21 protein-coding genes and 1 tRNA gene are annotated in these 21,682 nt (G+C 38.3%); 12 read left to right on the forward strand and 10 right to left on the reverse strand.

Annotation, left to right across the window (positions count from 1 at the left end; translation table 11 throughout):
- Positions 1–5: 5 nt before the first annotated feature.
- A complete protein-coding gene (gene murB / locus WBF63_RS00470; RefSeq protein ID WP_424367928.1) occupies positions 6–1,022 on the reverse strand; it encodes a UDP-N-acetylmuramate dehydrogenase in 1,017 nt (338 codons plus the stop codon).
- Positions 1,023–1,030: 8 nt separating this feature from the next.
- Positions 1,031–2,227 carry a pyridoxal phosphate-dependent aminotransferase gene (locus WBF63_RS00475; RefSeq protein WP_424367721.1) on the reverse strand — a complete coding sequence of 399 codons (1,197 nt, stop codon included), beginning with the start codon at positions 2,225–2,227 and terminating at the stop codon, positions 1,031–1,033.
- A gap of 108 nt (positions 2,228–2,335) precedes the next feature.
- Between WBF63_RS00475 and WBF63_RS00480 the strand changes: the two genes are divergently transcribed.
- The 3 genes from WBF63_RS00480 to WBF63_RS00490 are packed head-to-tail and all read left to right on the forward strand — an operon-like array spanning position 2,336 to position 3,357.
- Positions 2,336–2,650: a YtxH domain-containing protein gene (locus WBF63_RS00480; RefSeq protein WP_424367722.1), complete on the forward strand. Its 315-nt coding sequence runs from the start codon at positions 2,336–2,338 to the stop codon at positions 2,648–2,650.
- 40 nt (positions 2,651–2,690) lie between these two features.
- Positions 2,691–3,038, forward strand: coding sequence for a phage holin family protein (locus WBF63_RS00485; protein ID WP_424367723.1), 348 nt, complete (start codon positions 2,691–2,693; stop codon positions 3,036–3,038).
- Positions 3,028–3,357: a hypothetical protein gene (locus WBF63_RS00490; RefSeq protein WP_424367724.1), complete on the forward strand. Its 330-nt coding sequence runs from the start codon at positions 3,028–3,030 to the stop codon at positions 3,355–3,357. The genes WBF63_RS00485 and WBF63_RS00490 overlap by 11 nt, the downstream gene beginning before the upstream one ends.
- Here the strand turns inward: WBF63_RS00490 and WBF63_RS00495 are convergent.
- Positions 3,354–4,259: a hypothetical protein gene (locus tag WBF63_RS00495; protein WP_424367725.1), complete on the reverse strand. Its 906-nt coding sequence runs from the start codon at positions 4,257–4,259 to the stop codon at positions 3,354–3,356. The genes WBF63_RS00490 and WBF63_RS00495 overlap by 4 nt on opposite strands.
- Positions 4,260–4,371: 112 nt before the next feature.
- Between WBF63_RS00495 and WBF63_RS00500 the strand changes: the two genes are divergently transcribed.
- The 5 genes from WBF63_RS00500 (at position 4,372) to WBF63_RS00520 (ending at position 8,910) form a co-directional block, all read left to right on the forward strand.
- A complete protein-coding gene (locus tag WBF63_RS00500) occupies positions 4,372–5,316 on the forward strand; it encodes an ABC transporter ATP-binding protein (protein WP_424367726.1) in 945 nt (314 codons plus the stop codon).
- A gap of 40 nt (positions 5,317–5,356) precedes the next feature.
- Positions 5,357–6,673: an ABC transporter permease gene (locus WBF63_RS00505; RefSeq protein WP_424367727.1), complete on the forward strand. Its 1,317-nt coding sequence runs from the start codon at positions 5,357–5,359 to the stop codon at positions 6,671–6,673.
- Between the two features lie 40 nt (positions 6,674–6,713).
- Complete coding sequence (locus WBF63_RS00510) at positions 6,714–6,872, forward strand: hypothetical protein (RefSeq protein ID WP_424367728.1); 159 nt, start codon at positions 6,714–6,716, stop codon at positions 6,870–6,872.
- 88 nt (positions 6,873–6,960) lie between these two features.
- Positions 6,961–8,496, forward strand: a complete 1,536-nt coding sequence (locus tag WBF63_RS00515) for a glycine--tRNA ligase (protein ID WP_424367729.1) — start codon at positions 6,961–6,963, stop codon at positions 8,494–8,496.
- Between the two features lie 9 nt (positions 8,497–8,505).
- Complete coding sequence (locus WBF63_RS00520; protein WP_424367730.1) at positions 8,506–8,910, forward strand: hypothetical protein; 405 nt, start codon at positions 8,506–8,508, stop codon at positions 8,908–8,910.
- 56 nt (positions 8,911–8,966) lie between these two features.
- Here the strand turns inward: WBF63_RS00520 and WBF63_RS00525 are convergent, their stop codons facing one another.
- Complete coding sequence (locus WBF63_RS00525) at positions 8,967–9,788, reverse strand: flavin reductase family protein (protein WP_424367929.1); 822 nt, start codon at positions 9,786–9,788, stop codon at positions 8,967–8,969.
- A 301-nt stretch (positions 9,789–10,089) separates the two neighbouring features.
- Between WBF63_RS00525 and WBF63_RS00530 the strand changes: the two genes are divergently transcribed.
- Together WBF63_RS00530 and aat are read left to right on the forward strand one after the other, a co-directional pair.
- Positions 10,090–10,281 carry a CsbD family protein gene (locus WBF63_RS00530; RefSeq protein ID WP_424367731.1) on the forward strand — a complete coding sequence of 64 codons (192 nt, stop codon included), beginning with the start codon at positions 10,090–10,092 and terminating at the stop codon, positions 10,279–10,281.
- A gap of 102 nt (positions 10,282–10,383) precedes the next feature.
- On the forward strand, positions 10,384–11,016 hold the full coding sequence (aat, locus tag WBF63_RS00535) for a leucyl/phenylalanyl-tRNA--protein transferase (protein WP_424367732.1): 633 nt from the start codon (positions 10,384–10,386) through the stop codon (positions 11,014–11,016).
- A 145-nt stretch (positions 11,017–11,161) separates the two neighbouring features.
- On the opposite strand, the gene WBF63_RS00540 is transcribed toward aat, so the two are convergent.
- The 6 genes from WBF63_RS00540 to WBF63_RS00565 all read right to left on the reverse strand — a co-directional run bounded on the left by WBF63_RS00540 (position 11,162) and on the right by WBF63_RS00565 (position 16,227).
- A tRNA-Gln gene (locus WBF63_RS00540) sits at positions 11,162–11,235 on the reverse strand.
- 67 nt (positions 11,236–11,302) lie between these two features.
- On the reverse strand, positions 11,303–12,835 hold the full coding sequence (gene guaA, locus WBF63_RS00545; protein WP_424367733.1) for a glutamine-hydrolyzing GMP synthase: 1,533 nt from the start codon (positions 12,833–12,835) through the stop codon (positions 11,303–11,305).
- Between the two features lie 173 nt (positions 12,836–13,008).
- Positions 13,009–13,692: a monofunctional biosynthetic peptidoglycan transglycosylase gene (gene mtgA, locus WBF63_RS00550; protein ID WP_424367734.1), complete on the reverse strand. Its 684-nt coding sequence runs from the start codon at positions 13,690–13,692 to the stop codon at positions 13,009–13,011.
- 282 nt (positions 13,693–13,974) lie between these two features.
- Complete coding sequence (locus WBF63_RS00555; protein WP_424367735.1) at positions 13,975–14,208, reverse strand: hypothetical protein; 234 nt, start codon at positions 14,206–14,208, stop codon at positions 13,975–13,977.
- A 56-nt stretch (positions 14,209–14,264) separates the two neighbouring features.
- Positions 14,265–15,575 (reverse strand): phosphoribosylamine--glycine ligase, encoded by a 1,311-nt coding sequence (purD, locus tag WBF63_RS00560; protein WP_424367736.1) that lies wholly within the window; start codon positions 15,573–15,575, stop codon positions 14,265–14,267.
- 226 nt (positions 15,576–15,801) lie between these two features.
- Entirely contained in the window at positions 15,802–16,227 is a 426-nt protein-coding gene (locus tag WBF63_RS00565; RefSeq protein ID WP_424367737.1) for a c-type cytochrome, read from the reverse strand.
- A gap of 269 nt (positions 16,228–16,496) precedes the next feature.
- Between WBF63_RS00565 and WBF63_RS00570 the strand changes: the two genes are divergently transcribed.
- Positions 16,497–19,781, forward strand: coding sequence for a tetratricopeptide repeat protein (locus WBF63_RS00570; protein ID WP_424367738.1), 3,285 nt, complete (start codon positions 16,497–16,499; stop codon positions 19,779–19,781).
- Entirely contained in the window at positions 19,759–21,681 is a 1,923-nt protein-coding gene (locus WBF63_RS00575) for a DUF3857 domain-containing protein (protein WP_424367739.1), read from the forward strand. The genes WBF63_RS00570 and WBF63_RS00575 overlap by 23 nt, the downstream gene beginning before the upstream one ends.
- Position 21,682: the final 1 nt, after the last annotated feature.

Consider the following 21,682-nt stretch of genomic DNA (forward strand, 5'->3'; position numbering starts at 1 on the left):
TAAAATTAAAGAATATTTACTTCCCTTTCGAGATTTATGCCGAATTTTTCATAAACATCATCGACAATCCTTTGGGACAAATCATAGATTTCCTGTCCGGTCGCATTTCCATAATTCACCAAAACCAAGGCTTGTTTTTCATGAACACCGGCATCGCCAAAGCGTTTTCCTTTCCAGCCCGCTTTTTCGATCAACCAGCCCGCTGCCAGTTTGACTTCATTTCCTGACGGATAAGCAGAAATCTCCGGATGTTTTTTCTGAATTTCCTCAAATTCCGATTTTGAAATCACCGGATTTTTAAAGAAACTTCCTGAGTTTCCGATTTCTTTCGGGTCGGGCAATTTGCTTTGACGAATGTTTATAACCGCACGGGAAATGTCCTGAATGGTAGGATTTTGAATATTTAATTTATCAAGTTCCGCTTGAATGGCTCCGTATTCGGTGCGAAGCTGATGATTTCTTTTGGTCAGTTGGAAGCTAACGTCGGTAATGATAAACTGATTTTTGAATTCATTTTTGAAAACCGAATCCCGGTACCCGAATTTACATTCGGCATTCGTAAATTCCCGAATATTTCCGGTTGAAATTTCCAATGCGGAAAGTTCAGTCATTGAATCTTTCACTTCCACACCGTAAGCGCCAATATTTTGAATCGGCGCGGTTCCAGCATTTCCGGGGATCAGGGAAAGATTTTCCAATCCGCCGAAATCATTTTGTAGTGTCCATTGCACAAATTCGTGCCAATTCTCGCCGGATTTGACTTTCACTTCTACGAAATCTTCCTCTTCTAAAACTACTTCAATTCCTTTCAGGTTCAACTTCAAAACCAATCCATCGAAATCGTGCGTGAGCAACATATTACTTCCCCCACTGAAAAGCATCAAAGGAAGTGTATTTTCGCGTGCGAATTCCAATGCAGATTTGATTTCGCCCACCGATTTCGCTTCCACAAAATATTTTGTGGAAACATCTATTCCGAAGGTGTTATAGGGTTTTAAAGAATGATTATTCAGAATGTCCAATCTCAAATTTAGTTTTGAAAATTATATTTATCCAACGCAACTCTCAGGATTTCAACCGAACGTTGCAAATCTTCTTTGTTTAAAACGTAAGCAATCCGAACCTGATTTTTTACCGTATCGGGATGGCTGTAAAATCCGTTTCCGGGTGCAACCATTACGGTTTCGCCGTCCAATTCGAAATCGTTTAGCAACCAAATGGCAAATTTCTCGGCATCGTCCACCGGAAGTTCCACCATACAATAAAAAGCTCCTTTTGGGTTGGGACAAATCACGCCGGGAATCTTATTCAATTCCGTTACCAGCAAATCACGACGGCTTATGTATTCCGCGCGGCTGTCTTCAAAATAAGTTCCGACATTTTCGTGGGCTTTTGCAGCGGCATATTGACTGGTCAATACCGGACTCAAACGCGCTTGCGCAAATTTCATCGCTCGTTTCATCAGTTCTTCATTTCTTGAAATCATCGCTCCCAAACGAGCACCACACATACTGAAACGTTTGGACTCAGAATCAATTATAATGACATTTTCTTTCAATTCTGGAAAACTCAAAACCGAGACGTGCTCTTCGCCACCGTACACATATTCAGCGTAAACCTCATCCGAAATCAGATACAAATCATGCTTCAAAACCAAATCTTTTAGTTTTTGAAGTTCGGCTTGCGAATAAAGATATCCGGTCGGATTGCCGGGATGACAAATGAGAATGGCTTTTGTTTTATCGGTAATTTTTTCTTCAAATGACTCAATCGGTGGAAGTCCGAAATTATTTTCAATCGTGGATTGAATCGGAACAATTTTCACATCGCTTTGACAAGCAAAACTATTGTAGTTCGCATAAAAAGGTTCGGGAATTATGATTTCATCGCCCGGATTGGCTATCACGCCAAAGGTAAACAACAAAGCTTCTGACCCCCCATTGGTTACGATTATATTATTGGTTTCGACACCGTATCCTCTTCCTTTGTAATAGTCGGACAAAGCTTTTCGGTATTCGGGTGTTCCCTCGGAGTGCGTATAAGCTATTACATCAAAAGGCAATTGATGATAAGCTTCCAATGCTGAAACCGGCGAAGCGATGTCAGGTTGTCCGATGTTGAGATGATATACTTTTGTTCCTTTGCTACGTGCTTTATCGGCATAAGGAACTAATTTACGGATAGGGGATGAAGGCATTTGTGCGCCTTTAACAGATAATTCTAGCATTTGTTAAAATTTTCATTAAATCGGTGTAAAGATAGAATTTTTGGTATTGTTTTTGACTTTAAGAATTCGTAAATTTAGAAAAAGTATTAACCTTTAAAATTAAAAACCATGGCAAAAGAAAGTGGTGCATTTAAATTATTAGCCGGATTATTAATCGGAGCAGCTGCAGGTGCCGCAGCAGGATTGTTAATGGCTCCTCAATCTGGAGAAGAAACACGCAAGCAATTAAAAAAAGAAGCGGATAGATTGAAAAAAGATTTGGAAAAATATTCCAATGATTTCAGCGACAAAGCTAAAAAAGCTAAAAAAGACTTAGAAGACCGTCTTGCTGAAGTAAAATCTAAATTGCAGAGTACAGCTCAGGATGTAAAATCGGAAGCTAAAAAAGCAAAAGATGAATTTGAAGAAAATGTTGGGGTCTAATCCCAACATTTTTTTATTAAATTTGACCTAAAACTTATTTATGTTTGATGATTTAAAACAATACATCAACAACAGGATTGCTTATGCGAAATTGGAAGTCGTAGACTCCGTCAGCAATATGATTGGCGCTGGGGTTTACGGCATTTTAGTAGGTATGTTTGTGATGATGATACTCTTCATCGGCAGCCTTTCTGCCGGTTATCTATTCGGAAACTGGTTCAACGATACAGGTTTAGGATTTTTGATGGTAATGGGGATTTATGTTATTTTCCTTATTATTCTATTTATTTTCCGCCGAAAAATCATGTTACTCATTACCGATAAGGCGGTAGAAGCCGCAATGGAAGCAATCGATAATTCAGATGACGACGAAGAAGATGAAAACTAAAGATATCAATACACTTGCCGACTTGAGAGAAGCCAAAAGGCAACTCAAACTGAAAATGGCCAATGCCGACAAATCGGCGCAAGAAGGTTTTCTTTACAAAACCATTAATAATTTTGTTAGCAAAGTGGAGGATAACTCCAACTCTATTTCATCTCCCATTGGCGGTGGTGTCAATACGGCTTTGAGTTTTATTTCGGGACAGGCAAGTCAGCGACTGAAAATGGGCAATGCCGGAAAAGCGGCTCTTTCGCTCGCCGTAATGGTAGCGGCTCCTATTATTGCGAAAAAAATTCAGGAGTTTGTGGATAAGAAACTTTAATGAAGATCGTATTTTAATCTTAGCAATTCTTGAACTTCTTTTTCCATTTCCCATGGCCTGAGTCCTACGCTGACTCTTCTCTCATCTAAATTTTCAAAATCTTTAATTTGTTCTGGCTTTATATTAGAATAAATTCCATACGTAAAAACACCTCGACTTCTATCATTGCTATCTACAAGATTAGCATAAATAGATGTATAATCCGTCTTTCCACATCTAACCCATTCCAGAAATATAGGTTTAAAATAATTCAAATTTTCTTCGCCTTGAATATGCATAATCAAAGTATAAACATTAGGATGCTCATCTACCGAATAATTCCCTACTAAATTTTTAGAAGGATACCCATATTCAGCAATTATTTCCTTCAATGCATTTATATTGATACTGTCAATTTGTTTCATTTTTTCAAAATCAATCGGCTTTTCTCTACGAACCTTTTGATCTTCTTTGTTCATTGATACTAACTTATTTCTTAGTTCTAAATCAATTCCCGAATGCCAATCTCGATAAATTTCATCTGCCTTTGCACTAACTTTCTGGAATTCTTTAGCTTTTATAAAATCACTATACAACGAATCTTCTACTAAATATTTAATTTCAAACCCATTGTTTAATTTCATTTTTAAATATTCTGTAGCATCCTCGTAAAGATTTTTACGAACAGAGATTTCAAGGAGCATTGAAATTTCATTGGTTTGTAAATTATCCAAAAGCGGACAATTTTCTTCGGCTTCTTTCAAATAAACATAAGCAGAATCATAATTTTCCTTCAGGTAATTAAGTTGACCTTTATAAACAAGTGGATAATAATCTGTGATATAATTACACGCACAATCTTTCTGAGCATAAATCTTATAAAACAGGCAAAGAATTAGAAAAATTAGAATTTTAAATTTCATTGTTCGGTTAGTTAGTATTCAAAACTAATTCTAAAATAGTAGAAACACAATAATTCATTTAAAAATTGTAACATTTGCATAAGAATTTCAACTAATCTCAAAAACAATTCTTATGTCGGATTTGCTTGTTGCAAAAGGATTAACCAAACAATACGGAAAAAAAATAGCGCTCAATGATTTTGATCTCAATATCCCGAAAGGTTCTGTTTACGGATTATTGGGCCCGAATGGCGCAGGGAAAACAACATTTCTCCGTATCATCAATCAGATTACTGCTCCCGACAAAGGTTCGGTGACCATCGCAGGCAAACCACTCGACAAATCCGTCATTCCGCTGGTCGGCTATATGCCCGAAGAGCGTGGATTGTATCAAAATATGAAAATCGGCGAACAAGCGCTTTATTTCGCCAAACTCAAAGGACTTTCCAACACCGAAGCACATAAAAAAACGAAATACTGGTTTGAGAAACTGGGAATTTCTGAATGGTGGGACAAAAAACTCACAGAACTCTCCAAAGGAATGGGCCAAAAAGTTCAGTTTGTGATTACCGTTTTACACGAACCGGAATTGTTGATTTTTGATGAGCCTTTCAGCGGATTTGACCCGGTAAATGCGCAAATCATCGCCAACGAAATTCTGGAGCTCCGCGACAAAGGCACGACCATCATTTTTTCTACTCACCGAATGGAATCGGTAGAAGAAATGTGCGATCATATTGCACTGATTAATTTGTCGAATAAAGTTTTGGACGGAGAAATCAATCAGATTAAACATCAATTCAAATCGGGCAAATATTTTGTCGAAATTGAAAATCCCGACCCGGAAATCTGGAATCGTTTTACCGCGGAATTTTCTCCTGAAATGGTCAAACAAAATAGTTTTTCCACTTCCTTCAAATTATCCAAAAAAGAAGGAATCAGTTCCAATCAATTATTAAATGAAATTTCGCATTTGGGACACATCATTCAATACAAAGAAGCCATTCCTTCGATGAACGAAATATTTTTGCAGGCCGTTACTTCGAATTTGGTCAGCGACCAAAAAGAAGCCATTTAACTAAGTAAAAGCTTATTGAAATTCTAAATTTAAAATTCAAATGAACCAAATATTATTAGTCGCCAAAAGAGAATTTCTGACACAGGTTAAAAACAAAACCTTCATCATCATGACCATTTTGTCACCCATCATCATGGTGGCTATCATCGGGATCATTGCCTGGATGGTTTCGGCAAATTCAGATCAGAAAAGTATTGCGGTAGTAGATGAAAGCAAGGAATTTATCACTTCATTGGTTTCAGGCGGCAATGAAATTTATAATTTTTACGGACCGGAAGACATTCAGGGTATTAAAGATACGCTTGCAGAAAGTAAAACCTTGAACGGATTATTAGTGATTCCGGCGATTGATAAAAATGATTTTTCAAAAGTTGAAAAAGGAATCGAATTAAGCACCAGAGGTAACATCGGGGTCGGATTCAAAGAAAGATTAGAGGACAAGTTGAGTAAACGCATCGAAGAACTCAAAATGGAACAAGCAGGAATTTCACATGATGCGGTGAAAAATATGGGTTCTGATGTAAGGATCAAAACATTTGATCTGAAAGGCGGTTCGGAAGAAAAAGGTGAATATGTAAAATTTGGTCTGGCGATGTTTCTGGCTTATATCATCTTTATGTTCATCATGATTTATGGTGTAAAAGTGATGCGCAGTGTGGTGGAAGAAAAAAACAACCGTGTGGTGGAAATCATCATTTCATCGGTAAAACCTTTTAACCTGATGATGGGGAAAATTTTGGGTTCAACCTTGGTAGCGTTGACACAATTCACTATCTGGATCCTCATGGGACTTGCCCTCATGTTGGGCGGCTCTGCTTTTTTCGCCTCAAAAATGCCCACCAATCTTAATACTGAACAAGCTCAAGCAATGCTGGAACAAAATCCAGAATGGATGGCTGATGCACAAGGAATTTTTGATACACTGTTAGGGTTAAACTATCCGTTTATCCTCATGATGTTTATGCTATATTTCCTGTTGGGCTATCTGTTTTACAGTTCGATTTTCGCCGCAATCGGTTCGGCGGTTGACAATGATACGGACACCCAACAATTTACCTTTTATCCTATTTTCCCCATGATGATTGCGATGTACGGAAGTATGACCACGCTTGAAAACCCGGATGGTCCGGTTGCATTCTGGTTGTCCATCATCCCGCTTACTTCCCCGATTTCAATGGTTACCCGACTGCCTTTTGGGGTGGAATGGTGGGAAATTGCACTTTCGCTGGTTTTGCTCATCGGAACCATGTTGCTAATGGTTTTCTTTGCTTCGAAAATTTATCGGGTCGGAATTTTGATGTACGGCAAAAAACCTTCCTTCAAAGAAATGTGGAAGTGGATGCGGTATTCGAATTAAGTTTCAAGTTCAAAGTTTAAGGTTTAAAGTTGATTTTACTATGAGTTCAGAAATTCTAAAATTAATCATTCCTTTGCTTTTAATAGGCGCAGGAATTTGGGCTAAATATTCTTCGGAACCATTAGCTAAAAAATATTGGTGGATATTAGTTGTTTTAGGAACAATTAATTTAATTTTTAAATTAATTCAACTATTTTGAATTTCTGGCTTATGTATCTCTCGGATTTTGAACTTCGAATTTCGCCAAATCGGTAAAATCCACTATTTTCGCAATTCAATTCAAAACTATGTCAGAAGATATTTTCAAGCGGATTATTTCGCACGCCAAAGAGTACGGATTTATTTTCCAATCCAGTGAAATTTACGACGGACTTTCAGCTGTTTATGATTACGGACAAAACGGCGCCGAACTCAAAAACAACATCAAACAATATTGGTGGAAAGCCATGGTTCAGCTCAATGAAAATATCGTCGGAATCGACTCATCAATCTTTATGCATCCCACAACCTGGAAAGCTTCCGGTCACGTAGATGCTTTCAACGATCCTTTGATCGACAACAAAGATTCCAAAAAACGCTATCGGGCAGATGTTTTGATCGAAGATTATTGCGCAAAAATCGAAGCAAAAATCGATAAAGAAGTAGAAAAAGCAGCCAAACGATTTGGGGATGCTTTTGACAAAGAACAATTTGTTTCCACCAACACCAGAGTGGTTGAATATCAGCAAAAAATCGATGCTATTTTGAGTCGAATGGCAAAATCGCTCGAAACGGAAAATCTGGCCGACGTAAAAGCACTCATCGAAGAGCTGGAAATCGCCGACCCGGTTACCGGTTCCAAAAACTGGACAGAAGTTCGTCAGTTTAACCTGATGTTTGGAACCAAATTGGGCGCAACAGCCGACACGGCGATGGATTTATACCTGCGACCTGAAACCGCACAAGGTATTTTTGTTAACTTTCTAAATGTTCAAAAAACCGGACGAATGAAAATTCCGTTTGGAATTGCGCAAATCGGAAAGGCCTTTCGAAATGAAATCGTCGCACGACAGTTCATCTTCCGAATGCGTGAATTCGAACAAATGGAAATGCAATATTTCGTACAACCCGGTTCTGAACTAGATTGGTACGAGAAATGGAAAGAAACCCGTTTGAAATGGCATCAGTCACTTGGTTTAGGAGATGAAAATTATCGTTTCCACGACCATGAAAAATTGGCGCATTATGCCAATGCTGCTGCCGACATTGAATTCAAATTCCCGTTTGGATTTAAGGAATTGGAAGGAATTCATTCGAGAACCGATTTCGATTTAAAAGCCCACGAAGAACATTCAGGTAAAAAATTACAATATTTCGACAACGAATTGAATAAACATTACGTCCCTTATGTAGTGGAAACTTCGGTGGGATTAGATCGTTTGTTCCTCGCGATTTTCTCCAACAGCCTGAAAGACGAACAATTGGAAGACGGTTCGGAAAGAACGGTTTTGAGCTTACCTCCTGCTCTGGCACCGATCAAAGCTGCGATTTTGCCTTTGGTCAAAAAAGATGGGCTGCCTGAATTTGCCGAAAAAATCTTCAATGAATTGCGTCTGGATTTCAATGTGATGTACGAAGACAAAGATTCCATCGGAAAAAGATACCGAAGAATGGATGCACTCGGAACGCCTTTCTGTATCACGATTGACCACGATTCATTGAATGACAATTCGGTGACGCTTCGTTACAGAGATACGATGAAACAGGAAAGAATTCCGGCAGAAAAACTGGGGGAAATCATCGACAAAGAGGTGAATATGAAATATTTGCTGGCGAAGGTTTAAATTTTGGACATGAGATTTATTCTAATATTATTTTTAAGTATTTCCTTAATTAAAGCTAAATCTCAACAAATAGTTGAAATATATTCTAATTCCTTTCTTGAAAAGGATGTAAAATTAAGTACTAAAATTATTGCAGATCATATTGAAAAAGATAGTATTATTTTATTCGATAATGGTACTTATGAAAATTTCTATTCATATAGCTTTTTTGATGAATTTGGAAATTCTAAAATAACAGGAAATTATTATAAAAAAGATTCTACAATTTATCTTAGACCTTTAAAAGAATATTACTCTGAGAATTGGATAAGAGATGTTTCAAACTATTCAGAAATTCCTTGTGAGATTATAAATGAAAAGTTAGATTGTTTTAAGGAATATAGAAAAATTAAATTTCTTGAAAAGCAGAGATAAAGCATATGCCAACAATCGAGCTAAAAAATTGACAAGGTTGAAAATTCAAAATCCATTTATTTCCTCAAAATATTCCAGGCGCCTTCCACATCACCGTCTCTCAAAAGATCTTTGGCATGTCGGTGTGTATTTTCATCATTCTTAAAGAAGTCTCCTGAAAGGATTTCTACATTGCCAAGCATCGCCAAATCATTTCCTGTAAAAACCTTGCTTAAGCGGATTTCATCGGGAAGCGCATCTACACCAATTCCTTTCGTAGCCAAAGGTTTGGGAATTTCAAACAAGGAATCCCCGTTGGAATGTGTGTACCAGGACTCGCCCATTCGTCCGACCAAATCAATTTTTCTGGTATCAATCAAACCTCTTTCGTTCAGTACTGACTCATCCACATGGATCATCAAAACCTCACAAACAACCAAGGTTCCGGCTCCGCCGCCATCGCCAAGATGAATCAAATCCCGCACTTTGCATTCAAAAGAAGCTTTGGACTCTTTCACCCGAGGTGGACTAACTTTCATAGAAGGAACTTCCGTAAGTCCGGCTTTCTGAAATTCGTTTACCCCTTTTTCGTATTCCGTACTGGAAAGCGAACTCTGATGAACAATGTCATAAGAAACCGTATTTATCACGCATTCGCGAACTTCCTCTATATTTTCGAGTGTATGTTTGGTAGTAGTATTCCGAACCCTTCTCGAAGGCGAAAAAACCAAGATAGGAGGATTGGAACTGAAAACATTGTAAAAACTAAAAGGACTCAAATTCACATTTCCTTGGCTATCAACGGTACTCACAAGCGCAATCGGTCGTGGCGCAACGGCATTTTGCAAATATTGAATGGACTCCGCCGGTGTAACCTGCGAAGTGTCGATGGTTTTGATCATGTTTAATTTTTTGAATTCCAAAGATAAGAATATGCTTTGAAATGGATGCGGTTTTGAATCGGGCAAGGGATAGTAATGGAAATCCTTTTTTGAATTCTTGCCTTCGAGAACCTCAGTCACCCATTCAAAAAAGATTGCAATGGATAGCCCGGTGCCGTTGCGCGATAAATAGCAATGAAATCTCAATAGAGAAATCGCAACGGCATGCCCCCAAAAACTTTTAACATGAAATTATAATTGATTAACATTTAATGGTTTGATGCTTGTAAATAATTAATCAAATCAAAAAATTAAAATTATGAACAGATTAGAATTAGAAGGAAAATGGAACCAAGTGAAGGGCGCCTTCAAGCAGAAATATGGAGAATGGTTTAACGACGATGAAGCTTTTGCGGACGGTAAACTTGACGAAGTAATCGGGAAAGTTCAGGAAAAAACCGGACGGACTCGTGAGCAAATCGAACAGGAAATCAATGATTGGGAAATCTAATTCTCTTCTGATTTATCATGTTCAGATTCCCTTTTCAGTTTTGGAAAGGGAATTTTTTGTGCCTTGAATTCTGAATTCTTTAATTTTGTGCAAAATCCATTCATGAAACGACTTGACGAACGAATTGCCTTTCCGGATTATGCTGAAACCGATCGGTTTGGTATCATTGCTTATGGCGGTGATTTGAGTCAGGAGCGACTGAAACTGGCGTATCAGAAAGGAATTTTCCCTTGGTTCAATGAAAACGAACCGATTTTATGGTGGTTTCCCGATCCGCGTTTTGTTTTATTCCCAAACGAATTGAAGATTTCTAAATCCATGCAAAAAGTTTTGCGAGAGAAGCATTTTCAATTTACAGAAAATCAGGCGTTCGAACAAATCATTGAAAATTGTCGCAGCATTCATCGGCCCGGGCAAGAAGGAAGCTGGATTACCGATGAAATGATGCAAGCTTACATTGGGCTTCATCGCGCCGGTCTGGCCAAAAGTGTAGAAGTCTGGCAAAATAAGGAATTGGTTGGCGGATTTTATGGGATGGATCAGGGCGATGTTTTTTGTGGCGAAAGTATGTTTGCCAAAGTTTCCAATGCTTCAAAAGCGGGATTTATTTATTTCGTTCAAAAGTATTCGGAGCAATATCAACTCATCGATTGTCAGGTTTACACGGCTCATCTGGCAAGTCTCGGCGCAAGGGAAATTCCTGCAGAGGAGTTTTTAAACTACCTCAATCCCTGATTATTTACGGTATTTCACCAGCATACAATAGAGTTCGTAGAGGATAATAAACGGAAAAGCGATGATGATCAAAGCTTCGTTTGCTATTTTTTTCATTGGGTAAAAATAAAAAAAGCAATTCATTTCTGAATTGCTTTTGAAAACTTGGTAGACCCACAGGGATTCGAACCCCGACAAACGGTACCAAAAACCGGTGTGCTACCGTTACACCATGGGTCTGCCTTAAATTGCGAGTGCAAATATAGTTGAAATATTTATTCTTCCAAAAAAGAATTTCAATTTTTTCTTATTCCCATTCAATTGTGGCAGGCGGTTTCGAAGAAATATCATAGGCCACACGGTTTATCCCTCTGACTTCGTTGATGATACGATTGGAAACAATTTCCAGAAATTCGTAAGGCAATTTTGACCAGGTCGCCGTCATAAAATCAATCGTATTGGCCGAACGTACCACTGCGGTATATTCGTAAGTTCTCTCATCGCCCATCACACCCACCGATTTCACCGGTAAAAGCACGACGAAAGCCTGACTTACCTCGTCGTATAAATTATGTTTGTACAATTCCTGAATAAAAATATCATCGGCTTCCTGCAAAATCCGCACTTTCTCCGCATCGACTTCTCCCAGAATCCGGATACCTAAACCAGGCCCAGGAAACGGATGGCGATACACCAGTTCTCTCGGGATTCCCAGCTCCACGCCTACTTTCCGAACTTCATCTTTGAACAATTCGCGAAGCGGCTCCAAAAGTTTCAATTTCATTTTTTCCGGTAATCCGCCCACATTGTGGTGCGATTTAATGGTTGCCGAAGGTCCTTTGACCGATTGGGACTCGATGACATCGGGATAAATTGTTCCTTGTGCCAGGAATTCGGCATCTTCAAATTTATGGGATTCCGCATCAAAAACTTCAATGAATTCACGTCCGATCGTTTTTCGTTTCTCTTCCGGATCGGAAATTCCTTTGAGTTTCGACATAAACTGCTCTCTTGCATCGATCATTTTGATATTCATATGGAAATGCTTTCCGTAATTTTCCATCACTTTTTTGCCTTCGTCTTTTCGCAAAAGTCCGGTATCGACAAAGATACAATTCAGTTGATCGCCGATTGCCTTATGGATCAGAACCGCTGCCACAGAGGAATCCACACCGCCCGATAGTCCAAGAATTACTTTTTTATCACCCACAACTTCTTTGATTCTTTGAATTTCATTTGAAATAAAATCGGTGAGCTGCCAGTTTTTCTCGCACTGACAAATAGTAAACACAAAATTCTCAATCATTTTACTTCCGAATTCGGTATGGGAAACTTCCGGATGGAACTGAACGGCATAAATTTTCTTTTCTTCGTTTACAATCGAAGCAATGTCCACATTGGATTTCCCGGCGATTTTAAATCCTTGCGGAATTTCCGAAACCTCATCAAAATGACTCATCCAAACTGTGGAAGTTTGGGGTACATTTTGGAATAATTCACTCGGTTCGATGATGCTGAATTCCGATTTTCCATATTCGCCCTTCTCTCCTTTTTTCACTTTTCCGCCCAAAAGATGAGCTGTAAGCTGCATTCCGTAGCAAATTCCCAAAACCGGAATATTTTGTTCGTACAAAGCTTTATCGACCAAAGCGGCGTTCTCGGCCGAAACCGAAGAAGGTCCGCCCGATAAAATAATTCCTTTTGGGCTTTTACTTAGGATTTCATCCAAAGAAGCATTGAAAGGAAGGATTTCGGCATAGACGCCAAATTCACGTATTCTCCTGGCTATTAACTGATTGTACTGCGAACCGAAGTCCAGAATGATGATTCCGTTTGTCATTGTGCGAAGTTTGCGCAAAAGTAAGGTTTTCTGAGTAGAATTCCCGTTGAAATTTAAGTTAATGGAACCGGATTTTAACTTTGACAAAGCTTTATGCAGTACGATAAGAACTTTGTCAAAGTTCACAGGACAAAGCCCTGACAGCGTTTGAAACCCTGTCAGGGCTAGATTACTTATTCCAACAACTTCTTAATTTCCGGATTGCTTTGTAAATTCCGCATTTGCCGTTCGACCCACCCGGCTCTTTTGCTTACATAAGCACTAGGTGGATTGACACGATATTTTTTCGGATTGGGTAAATTCACAACGATTCTGGCTGCTTCATTTTGGGTTAATTTGGAAGCGGGTTTGTTAAAATAGCGTTGGGAGGCAGCTTCAATCCCAAAAGTTCCGATTCCTGTTTCTGACACATTCAGATACATTTCCAGAATTCGTTCTTTTCCCCAAACCAATTCGATCATAAAGGTAAAATAGGCCTCCAAACCTTTTCGGAACCAGCTCCTTTTCTGCCAGAGAAATACATTTTTGGCGACTTGTTGGGAAATCGTACTGGCGCCGCGCAATTTTCTGCCTTCATTTTTATCGTTGAAATCCAGCGCTTTTTCGATTTGTTTTTTATCAAATCCATTATGCGAAGCAAACAATTGGTCTTCCGAAGCAATCGCCGCCAATTTTGCAGACTTAGGCATTTCATCCCAGGAAATATAATCGCGGTGTAAACCATGGCCTTCTATCAAACTATTGATTTGTGTTACCGTAATCGGCGGATTGATCCATTTCAGGGCAATGATGTAAACCAAATGTCCGATGAAGAGGATGAGAAAAGTTCGCTTGATGAGTTTCCAGAGCCGTTTCAATTCATTTAATTTTTAAATTTTCTGGATTTCTTCTTCCGTCCCAAATACTTAAAATCCAGATTTCATCCTCTACTACTTCATAAAAAATCAGATAACATTGACCACCCTAACCCTGACACTGGGAACATCTGTTTCCGTCCCCAAGTCGGGAAATTCCGCTATGAGGCGGATGTTATTCTGAAATAAATTATTGAGTTTTTTTACTGTAGGAATTGGATTTGTTTTGGGCAATCCAATAATTCAGGATTTCCTTTCTTTCAAATGCAGCTTTTTCAGACCAAATTATTTCTCTAACCATTGATCCAGATCTTTTTCAACTTCCTTATTTGTTAAAAATTTTCCGTTTTTAATGTCTTGCCGCCCCGCTTCTATGGCTGCTTTTTGTTTTTCATTTGATTTAAAAACCTGCGATTCAGTCTGCATTCCAAGCATCTTAACCACATCTTCTAAAAGATTTAAGTCTTCCGTTTCTGTAATTTTGGAAATTATATTCTTTTTTAATTCAATTGTGCTCATCTTCTGATCTTTCTATCAAATTTACAAAAAATAAACATCCAATTCAGGAATTAGCTTCAATCCAATCCAATGTCATTCCGATAATATTCATAATCGAAATGGATTCTTTTTACATTTTCATAAGCGATTGTTCTGGCTTCCTCCATGGTTTCACCGATTCCGACTACGTTTACTACTCTTCCGCCGGAAGTCAAAAATTTGCCGTCCGATAATTGAGCACCGGCAATGAAATAAGGAGATTGCACATTTTCCAGTCCGCGGATTTCAAAACCTTTTTCATAATTCAGCGGATATCCGCCTGAAACCATTACCACACAACAAGCCTGCTGATTGGAGAATTCGAGTTTAAAATCTTCGCCTCGATTGGATTTTCTGACGATTTCATACAAATCATTTTCCAACAAAGGCAAAGTCGCTTGGGTTTCCGGATCGCCCATTCGCAGATTGTATTCGAGCAAATAAACGCCTTTGGAAGTAATCATCAGTCCAAAGAAAATTACGCCTGAAAACAATAAATTCTCTTCCAATAATCCTTTCAAAGTCGGTTGGAGAATACCGCTTTCGAAAGCATCAAAATGCTCTCTTTTAAACAAAGGATTGGGAGCCAAAACGCCCATTCCGCCGGTGTTCAATCCGGTTTCACCTTCCCCTATTTTTTTATGGTCTTTGGCCGAGACAAAAGGTACAATCTCCTTTCCGTTAAAAAAGGAAAGAATGGAAGCTTCAAATCCTTCCAGATATTCTTCAATCACTACTTCGCTTCCTGCTTCACCAAAGGCTTTATCTTCCATGATTTCTAAAACCGCTTTTTTGGCTTCTTCGAAATTCTGACAGATAATCACGCCCTTTCCGGCTGCGAGTCCACTTGCTTTTACGACAATCGGGAATTCTTGTGATTCCAAATATTCGATTGCCAGCATCGGTCCCTGAAAGGTTTTATAAGTTGCTGTTTTTACACCGTATTTATTCATGAAATCTTTGGCGAAAGCTTTGCTTGCTTCCAAGTGTGCCGATTTCTGGTCGGGACCGAAAATTTCCAATCCGGCTTCCTGAAACAAATCTACAATTCCACGTGACAATTCATCTTCAGGTCCCACAAAAGTCAAATCGATTTTTTCTTCTTTGGCAAAATCCCGGATTTCTTCCAATGATTTCAACGAGATATTTTGTCCGAGCTGAGCTGTACCAGCATTTCCGGGAATGAAAAAAAGTTCGAGTTCTTGGTTTTTCTTTTTAAAATCTTCGGCAAATTTCCATCCGATAGCGTGTTCGCGACCTCCGGAGCCGATGACAAGAATTCGGGTTGGGGGTTGGGAGTTATGGGTTGTGAGTTGAGAGTTTTGAGTTATGGGTTTCGAGTTGTCCATTTTTGAAAATTATCTTATAAAATACAAAGATTGAAAATTCAAATTCAATTTCATTAAAAAAAACCGTTGATTTTTTCTAACCACATAGTTCTAGAGCGAACTGAAATATAAATAGGAACATCAATAATTTAACTTTGTCAAAGTACTTTCTCTCTGAATAAAACTTTGACAAAGTATTGCAAGTATTACAAACTTAAGTTTTTTCTAATTCAAAACTCAAACAATATCACCTCTTCTGCTCAGGCACCGGTGGTATCGCTTGCGGATGTTTATTTCCCTGATGACAGGTAAAGCAATTGACCTGAAACTCTTTTGGATTCTTTGTTTTAAAATATTTATTGTTGATGCCCCTGGTCATTTTCATCATTTCACGGGCAACGTCTTTGTGTTTGTTTTCATCACTTGAAAAATCCATTTTCCCATCGGCACCCGGCACATGACAGAAACTGCATTTCACACCCAAGGAAGCGTTGAAATTCCGCATCACGCCCATCAATTCCTCTTCTGAAATATCTTTGGGCAGGATTTTCAAGTTGGAATATTTGCGATTGGGTTTTACTTCGTAACCTTGGTCTTCGGTATTTCCCACAAAACTGTAAAAAACTGAAGTTGAAATCATAATAGCTAATAGAAAATAGATTTGTTTTTTCATAGTATTGAATTTGAATCTAAAACTACGGATTCTTGTGATTCGGCAAACAGTCCGATGGAATTTGAATTAATTCTAAACTACATGAAATTTGTCCGATATAAAACAAAATCAACGCCCCAAATTCCACAAACCTCAATTTTAAGAGAAAAAACTTATTAAACAATTTGCAATTTTGAATATAATTATGCTACTTAGCACAAAATAGTTCAACTCAAAAACCTCTAAGGAAGTCAGAAATTACTTCTCAATTTAATAAAGCTAAATTTATCATGAAATTTCCCTCTATCCGCTGTTTGCATTCTTGCAAACCATTTATTCTGACATTAAGTCTGCTTGCTCCCTTTTGCTTAAGTGCCCAGCAGAATTATTCCGAAATATATAATTCCTCTGAATTCATCAGCAAAGGTGTTCAGCACTTTGATCAGGGTGACTTCGAAGCCGCACTCACGGAATTCAATAAGGTTTCAAAGTCCGATATATTTTACCTGCAGGCTGTGTACGAAAAAGCTTATACGTTATATGCTTCCGAAAAATATGATGAACTGCAATCACTCTTTGATGAACTGGAAAAAAACGGAAAAATCAAAGAATTCCCTTCCATCTATATTATTTATGGAAATTATTTAAGTATAAAAGAACGATTTGAGGATTCAGAAAAAAAATACAAAGAAGCAGAAAAACTGATTCCCAATTCCAACGGACTTTTGTACAATATGGCCATCATGTACATCAGAAGTGAACAACGACAAAAGGCAGTGGATACCCTGAAACGCCTCCTGGAAGTAAACCCAAACAATGCAGGCGCTCACTATCTTCTTGGATTGCTTGCATATGAAGACGGACGTGTGGTAGAAGGTTCACTGGGAATGCTCGGATATCTTCTTTTGTCGCCCGAAGAAGCAAATGCAGGTGATGCCGTATTGCATTTAAATGAAAAAATGGGAAGCAAATATTTCGCAGACCATAAACTGAAATTTTCTGATAAAGGAGACGATTTCTCTGAACTGGAACTGATTCTGAAAAATGAACTTCCGCTCAGCAGCAAATACAAACTGAAAGCTTCCATCGATGATGTTTATACCCGACAGCTTCAGGCGATTCTGGAATATATGCCCACTCATAAATCTAAAGGCGGATTTTTTGACACCTATTATGTACCATGGCTCACAGAAATTGCCAAAAGAAATTATACCGAACATTTTACTTATTACACCCTCAGCGTGCTGAATGATAACATTGGCAAACCGCTTACTTCACAAAAGAAAAAAGTAGAAGATTTTACCAATAATTTCATTCTGCAGGATTTTTGGGGAATTTATGCCAAGAGAAACCGGATGCATTTCGGGAAGAACGAAGAAGTGGTGATTTTTCTCAAAGACGGGGTTCCCTTCTCTCAGGGAAAAGTTGTCAACGGAAAATCAGAAGGAATGTATCTTTATATGGATGAAGACGGAAATAAAACGGCAGAAGTTAATTTCCTGAACGATATGCAGGAAGGACCTCAGGTTTATTATTATCCGAACGGCAAAAAAAGTGAAGAATACACCTATGTAAAAGATAAAAAATCAGGCCCTTTCAAAACTTATTATTGGAACGGAAGTCTGCGACTTGAAGGCGGCTATCTGAACGATCAGTACAACGGAGCCTTCAAAAGTTACTATCCGAACGGCGGTGTTTACTGCGAATTTAATTATGTAAACGGTATTCAGAACGGGAAAAACAACTGCTACTGGCCAAACGGCACCAAGATGAACGAACAGAATTTTGTAAACGGCAAAGCAGATGGTGATGTAAGGATTTTCAATGCGGCAGGTGATAAAATCCGGGAGTTTAACCTGAAAAACGGAGTTTTTGAAGGAAAAGACATCAGCTATTTCGACGGAAAACAAATCAAAGTAAATGCTGAATATCTGAACGATGAGATTGTGAATAATTCTCAGGAATTCTATGAAAACAATACAATTAAAAACGAAAGCTTTTATAAAAACGGTAAAATCGAAAAGTACATTTCTTATAATTTATTGGGCAATAAAATTTCCGAAAGTTTGTACGACAGCAAGGGAGTCATAGTCGAATACAACAATTATGAGAACAACGGCACGCAGATTCTTTCAGAAAAATATAAAAACGGAAGCATTTCAAAAATCGCTATGAAGCGTCCCGGCACAAATGAAATAGAGGAAACTGACTTGAAAAACGGCGCTCTTCAAATTAAAAATGAAGAAGGAATCACCATTGTCGAAGGAACCTACAAAGATTACAAAATGATCGGCGAATGGAAATACTATTACGGAAACGGAAACATCAGCAGCAAAAAGATTTTTTCAAATGGCGACCTGAACGGATTGTACCATGATTACAACCTGGGAGGCGTTTTGAATTTTGTTCAGTATTTTGAAAGCGGCACTGAACAGGGGTTGTATGAAGGATATAAACATGATGAAGTTTATATAAAAATATGGAATGAAAACAACGTTAAATCAGGTCCTTATCAATATTTCTTCCCCGGCCAAAAAATGGAATATGAAGGATTCTTTGTGGATGATGAGAAGAATTATTTCCACTACGATTATTATTTGAACGGAAATCAGAAATTCGAATACAAATACGTAGATGATCAGCTGATTGAAGAAAAAAGATTTGACAACAAAGGAAATCTCGTATACGAATTCAGTTATGTAGGAAAAAGTGGAAACTTTGAAATAAAAAGTCCGGATAACAAAGTTCTGAAAAAAATGGAGCTGAAAAACGGAGCTCGGAACGGATTATATGTGGAAAGGCTGAAAGACGGAACCCCGGCGATGGAACTTAATTTCCTGAATGAAAAACTCCACGGTCCTTACAAAAGATTCTTCCCTAACGGAAAAGTTTCAATGGAAGGAAATTATTACGCAAATCAAGCACATGGGAAATTTACCTACTATGACCAGGCAGGAAACCTGCGAATCATAACTAATTATGTATTTGACAAGGAATATGGAACTTCGGATCAGTATTATCCAAACGGTAAAATTTTCCTTACCTATGGAACCCTTTCTGACATGAAAAACGGGGAAGCAAAGTATTATAATTTGGCAGGAAAACTAATCGCTTCCATCAACTACGAACTCGATAAACCCGTTTCCTACAGAGTTCTGAGTGCCAGTGGCGAATTAGGAGAACCTCAGTCCATAAAGCCGGGTAGCACAACCATTGAATCAAAATATCCGAATAACCGCATAGCCTTTAAACTTCAGCTAAACAACTGGTTAAAAGACGGAAGCCTGGAAATATTTGAAGAAAGCGGCGCACCCGCCTATCATTCTAATTATAAAAATGATAAGTTGCACGGAAGCCGTATTTCTTATCACGAAACCGGTAAAGTTTACAGAAAAGAGAATTTTGTAAACGGTGACCACAACGGACTTATGGAAATTTTTGACAAAGACGGAAAACCTGAATTTTCAGCTGAATTTTTCTATGATGAACTCCATGGAGAAGTAAAAGTTTATAAAAACGGAAACCTGGAACAAACCAAAAGATTTGACACAAATGAACTGGTGGAAGTATTATAATTCTCTTTTTCTTTTAACTTTTACAGCCGTCATCGCCACTGCCCAAACCTGGCAGGAGCTTCGGCAGAAACATCCCGGATACAACGAATACATTCTGGAAGAATCACAGTCCTATTCCATTTCGGTGGTAAAAGACAAACTTCATGTAACTTCTGATAATTATTACGAATCAGTTATTTTATCGGATCTGGGAATTCACAACAACCAGGAATCATTTGTTTATTCACAGCTGATTCCTGTGAAATCTTTTGAAGCCTATTCGGTTATCACCAACAACGGAAAAGAGAGAAAAGTTCCCATCAGCCGTGCAGTAGATGCAGCAGTGGATCAGCGGAATATTTTCCATAGTGATGTAAAGGAAAAGAAACTCACATTTGCAGGACTTCACGTAGGTGCACGCAAGGTTTACAAATATCAGAACGAATTTGTCGATCCCTATTTATTACACCGATTTATTTTCAATAATTATTATCCGGCCAAAGAATACAAACTGGAAATTCAGTCCGACAAAAACATCGACATCGGATACCGGATTTTCAACGATCCCAATAATTCAATTAGTTTTTCCAAAACCGAACGCAAAGGAAAATGGATATATACCTGGACGCTCAGTCAGACAGCGCCATTCCGCTATGAAGACTTCAATCCCGGATATCTTTATTCGGTTCCCCACATCATTTTTTTCATTGAAAACTATACCCTAAACAATGAAAAAGTTCCCGTACTCGGCACCGTTGATTTACTTTATGAATATTATAAAAATTTCACCGAAAACCTGAACAAGACCGAAGACGAAAACCTCAAAAGAACCACGCTCGGCATCATTGAAGGATTAAATTCAAACGATGAAAAAATCAAAGCCATTTATTATTGGGTTCAAAACAACATCAAATACGTGGCTTTTGAGGAAGCTTACCAAGGTTTCATTCCGCGTGAGGCCAAACTGGTCTATGAAAGGAAATTCGGGGACTGTAAAGATATGTCCAGCATCATCACCGAAATGGCCAAATATGCAGAAATTCCAAATGTGAACCTCACCTGGATCGGAAGCCGGAATATCCCCTACACTTATCATGAAGTTCCCACACCTGCGGTGGACGATCACATGATTGCTACTTACGAAAAACCGGACGGAAGTATTTATTTTCTGGATGCCACCGATTCTTTTACAAAATTCGGATTGCCCAGTTATTTTATTCAGGGAAAAGAAGCCATGATCCAAAACGGAAATACCTACAAACTGGTAAAAGTTCCGGTGGTCAAAGCCGCTGAAAACCTCAGTCAACATGAAACAGAAATCAGTCTGGACGGGAATTTACTGAAAGGAAAATCAAAAGCCCAAATACACGGTCTGGCCAAAACCCAATTCCTGTCAGAACTGGGCGACGCACAGAACAAAACAAGACAAGATCTTTTGAAAACCCTTCTGGAACTTGGAAATAATAAATTCCGCCTGAAGAATTTTACCGAAACCCATATCACAGAAAAAGACCTGCCCTACCAGGTGGATTTTAACTTCGAACTCGATAATTACGCCATTCAGGCCGGAAATGAAACCTATCTGAATTTATTTCTGGAAAAACCTTTTCAGAATGTAAATATTGCAAATGACCGGCAGTCTGATTATGATTTTGATTATCTGATTAAAAACCAATATTCCGTTCGATTTAAAATTCCGGAAGGAGTGAAGATCTCCTATTATCCGAAAGACTTTTCAGCTTCCAACGATTTACTGGATTATGAAATTCGATACACGGTAGAAGAAGATGAAATACTACTCGATTTTAGAATTGAAACCAAAAAATTACTACTGAAAAAATCAGATTTTGATTTATGGAATCAAACTCTGAACGAATTGAAATCCCATTACAACGAAACCATTATTATCACTAAAATTTAAT

Source organism: Moheibacter sp., from assembly GCF_049672845.1.
Taxonomy (GTDB): Bacteria; Bacteroidota; Bacteroidia; order Flavobacteriales; family Weeksellaceae; genus Moheibacter.

Excerpts from the sequence above, each read along its gene's own strand:
- WBF63_RS00475 (WP_424367721.1), bottom strand. The coding sequence starts at position 2,227 with ATGCTAGAATTATCTGTTAAAGGCGCACAAATGCCTTCATCCCCTATC.
- WBF63_RS00480 (WP_424367722.1), top strand. The coding sequence starts at position 2,336 with ATGGCAAAAGAAAGTGGTGCATTTAAATTATTAGCCGGATTATTAATC.
- WBF63_RS00485 (WP_424367723.1), top strand. The coding sequence starts at position 2,691 with ATGTTTGATGATTTAAAACAATACATCAACAACAGGATTGCTTATGCG.
- WBF63_RS00490 (WP_424367724.1), top strand. The coding sequence starts at position 3,028 with ATGAAAACTAAAGATATCAATACACTTGCCGACTTGAGAGAAGCCAAA.
- WBF63_RS00495 (WP_424367725.1), bottom strand. The coding sequence starts at position 4,259 with ATGAAATTTAAAATTCTAATTTTTCTAATTCTTTGCCTGTTTTATAAG.
- WBF63_RS00500 (WP_424367726.1), top strand. The coding sequence starts at position 4,372 with ATGTCGGATTTGCTTGTTGCAAAAGGATTAACCAAACAATACGGAAAA.
- WBF63_RS00505 (WP_424367727.1), top strand. The coding sequence starts at position 5,357 with ATGAACCAAATATTATTAGTCGCCAAAAGAGAATTTCTGACACAGGTT.
- WBF63_RS00510 (WP_424367728.1), top strand. The coding sequence starts at position 6,714 with ATGAGTTCAGAAATTCTAAAATTAATCATTCCTTTGCTTTTAATAGGC.
- WBF63_RS00515 (WP_424367729.1), top strand. The coding sequence starts at position 6,961 with ATGTCAGAAGATATTTTCAAGCGGATTATTTCGCACGCCAAAGAGTAC.
- WBF63_RS00520 (WP_424367730.1), top strand. The coding sequence starts at position 8,506 with ATGAGATTTATTCTAATATTATTTTTAAGTATTTCCTTAATTAAAGCT.
- WBF63_RS00530 (WP_424367731.1), top strand. The coding sequence starts at position 10,090 with ATGAACAGATTAGAATTAGAAGGAAAATGGAACCAAGTGAAGGGCGCC.
- aat (WP_424367732.1), top strand. The coding sequence starts at position 10,384 with ATGAAACGACTTGACGAACGAATTGCCTTTCCGGATTATGCTGAAACC.
- guaA (WP_424367733.1), bottom strand. The coding sequence starts at position 12,835 with ATGACAAACGGAATCATCATTCTGGACTTCGGTTCGCAGTACAATCAG.
- WBF63_RS00555 (WP_424367735.1), bottom strand. The coding sequence starts at position 14,208 with ATGAGCACAATTGAATTAAAAAAGAATATAATTTCCAAAATTACAGAA.
- purD (WP_424367736.1), bottom strand. The coding sequence starts at position 15,575 with ATGGACAACTCGAAACCCATAACTCAAAACTCTCAACTCACAACCCAT.
- WBF63_RS00565 (WP_424367737.1), bottom strand. The coding sequence starts at position 16,227 with ATGAAAAAACAAATCTATTTTCTATTAGCTATTATGATTTCAACTTCA.
- WBF63_RS00570 (WP_424367738.1), top strand. The coding sequence starts at position 16,497 with ATGAAATTTCCCTCTATCCGCTGTTTGCATTCTTGCAAACCATTTATT.
- WBF63_RS00575 (WP_424367739.1), top strand. The coding sequence starts at position 19,759 with ATGAACTGGTGGAAGTATTATAATTCTCTTTTTCTTTTAACTTTTACA.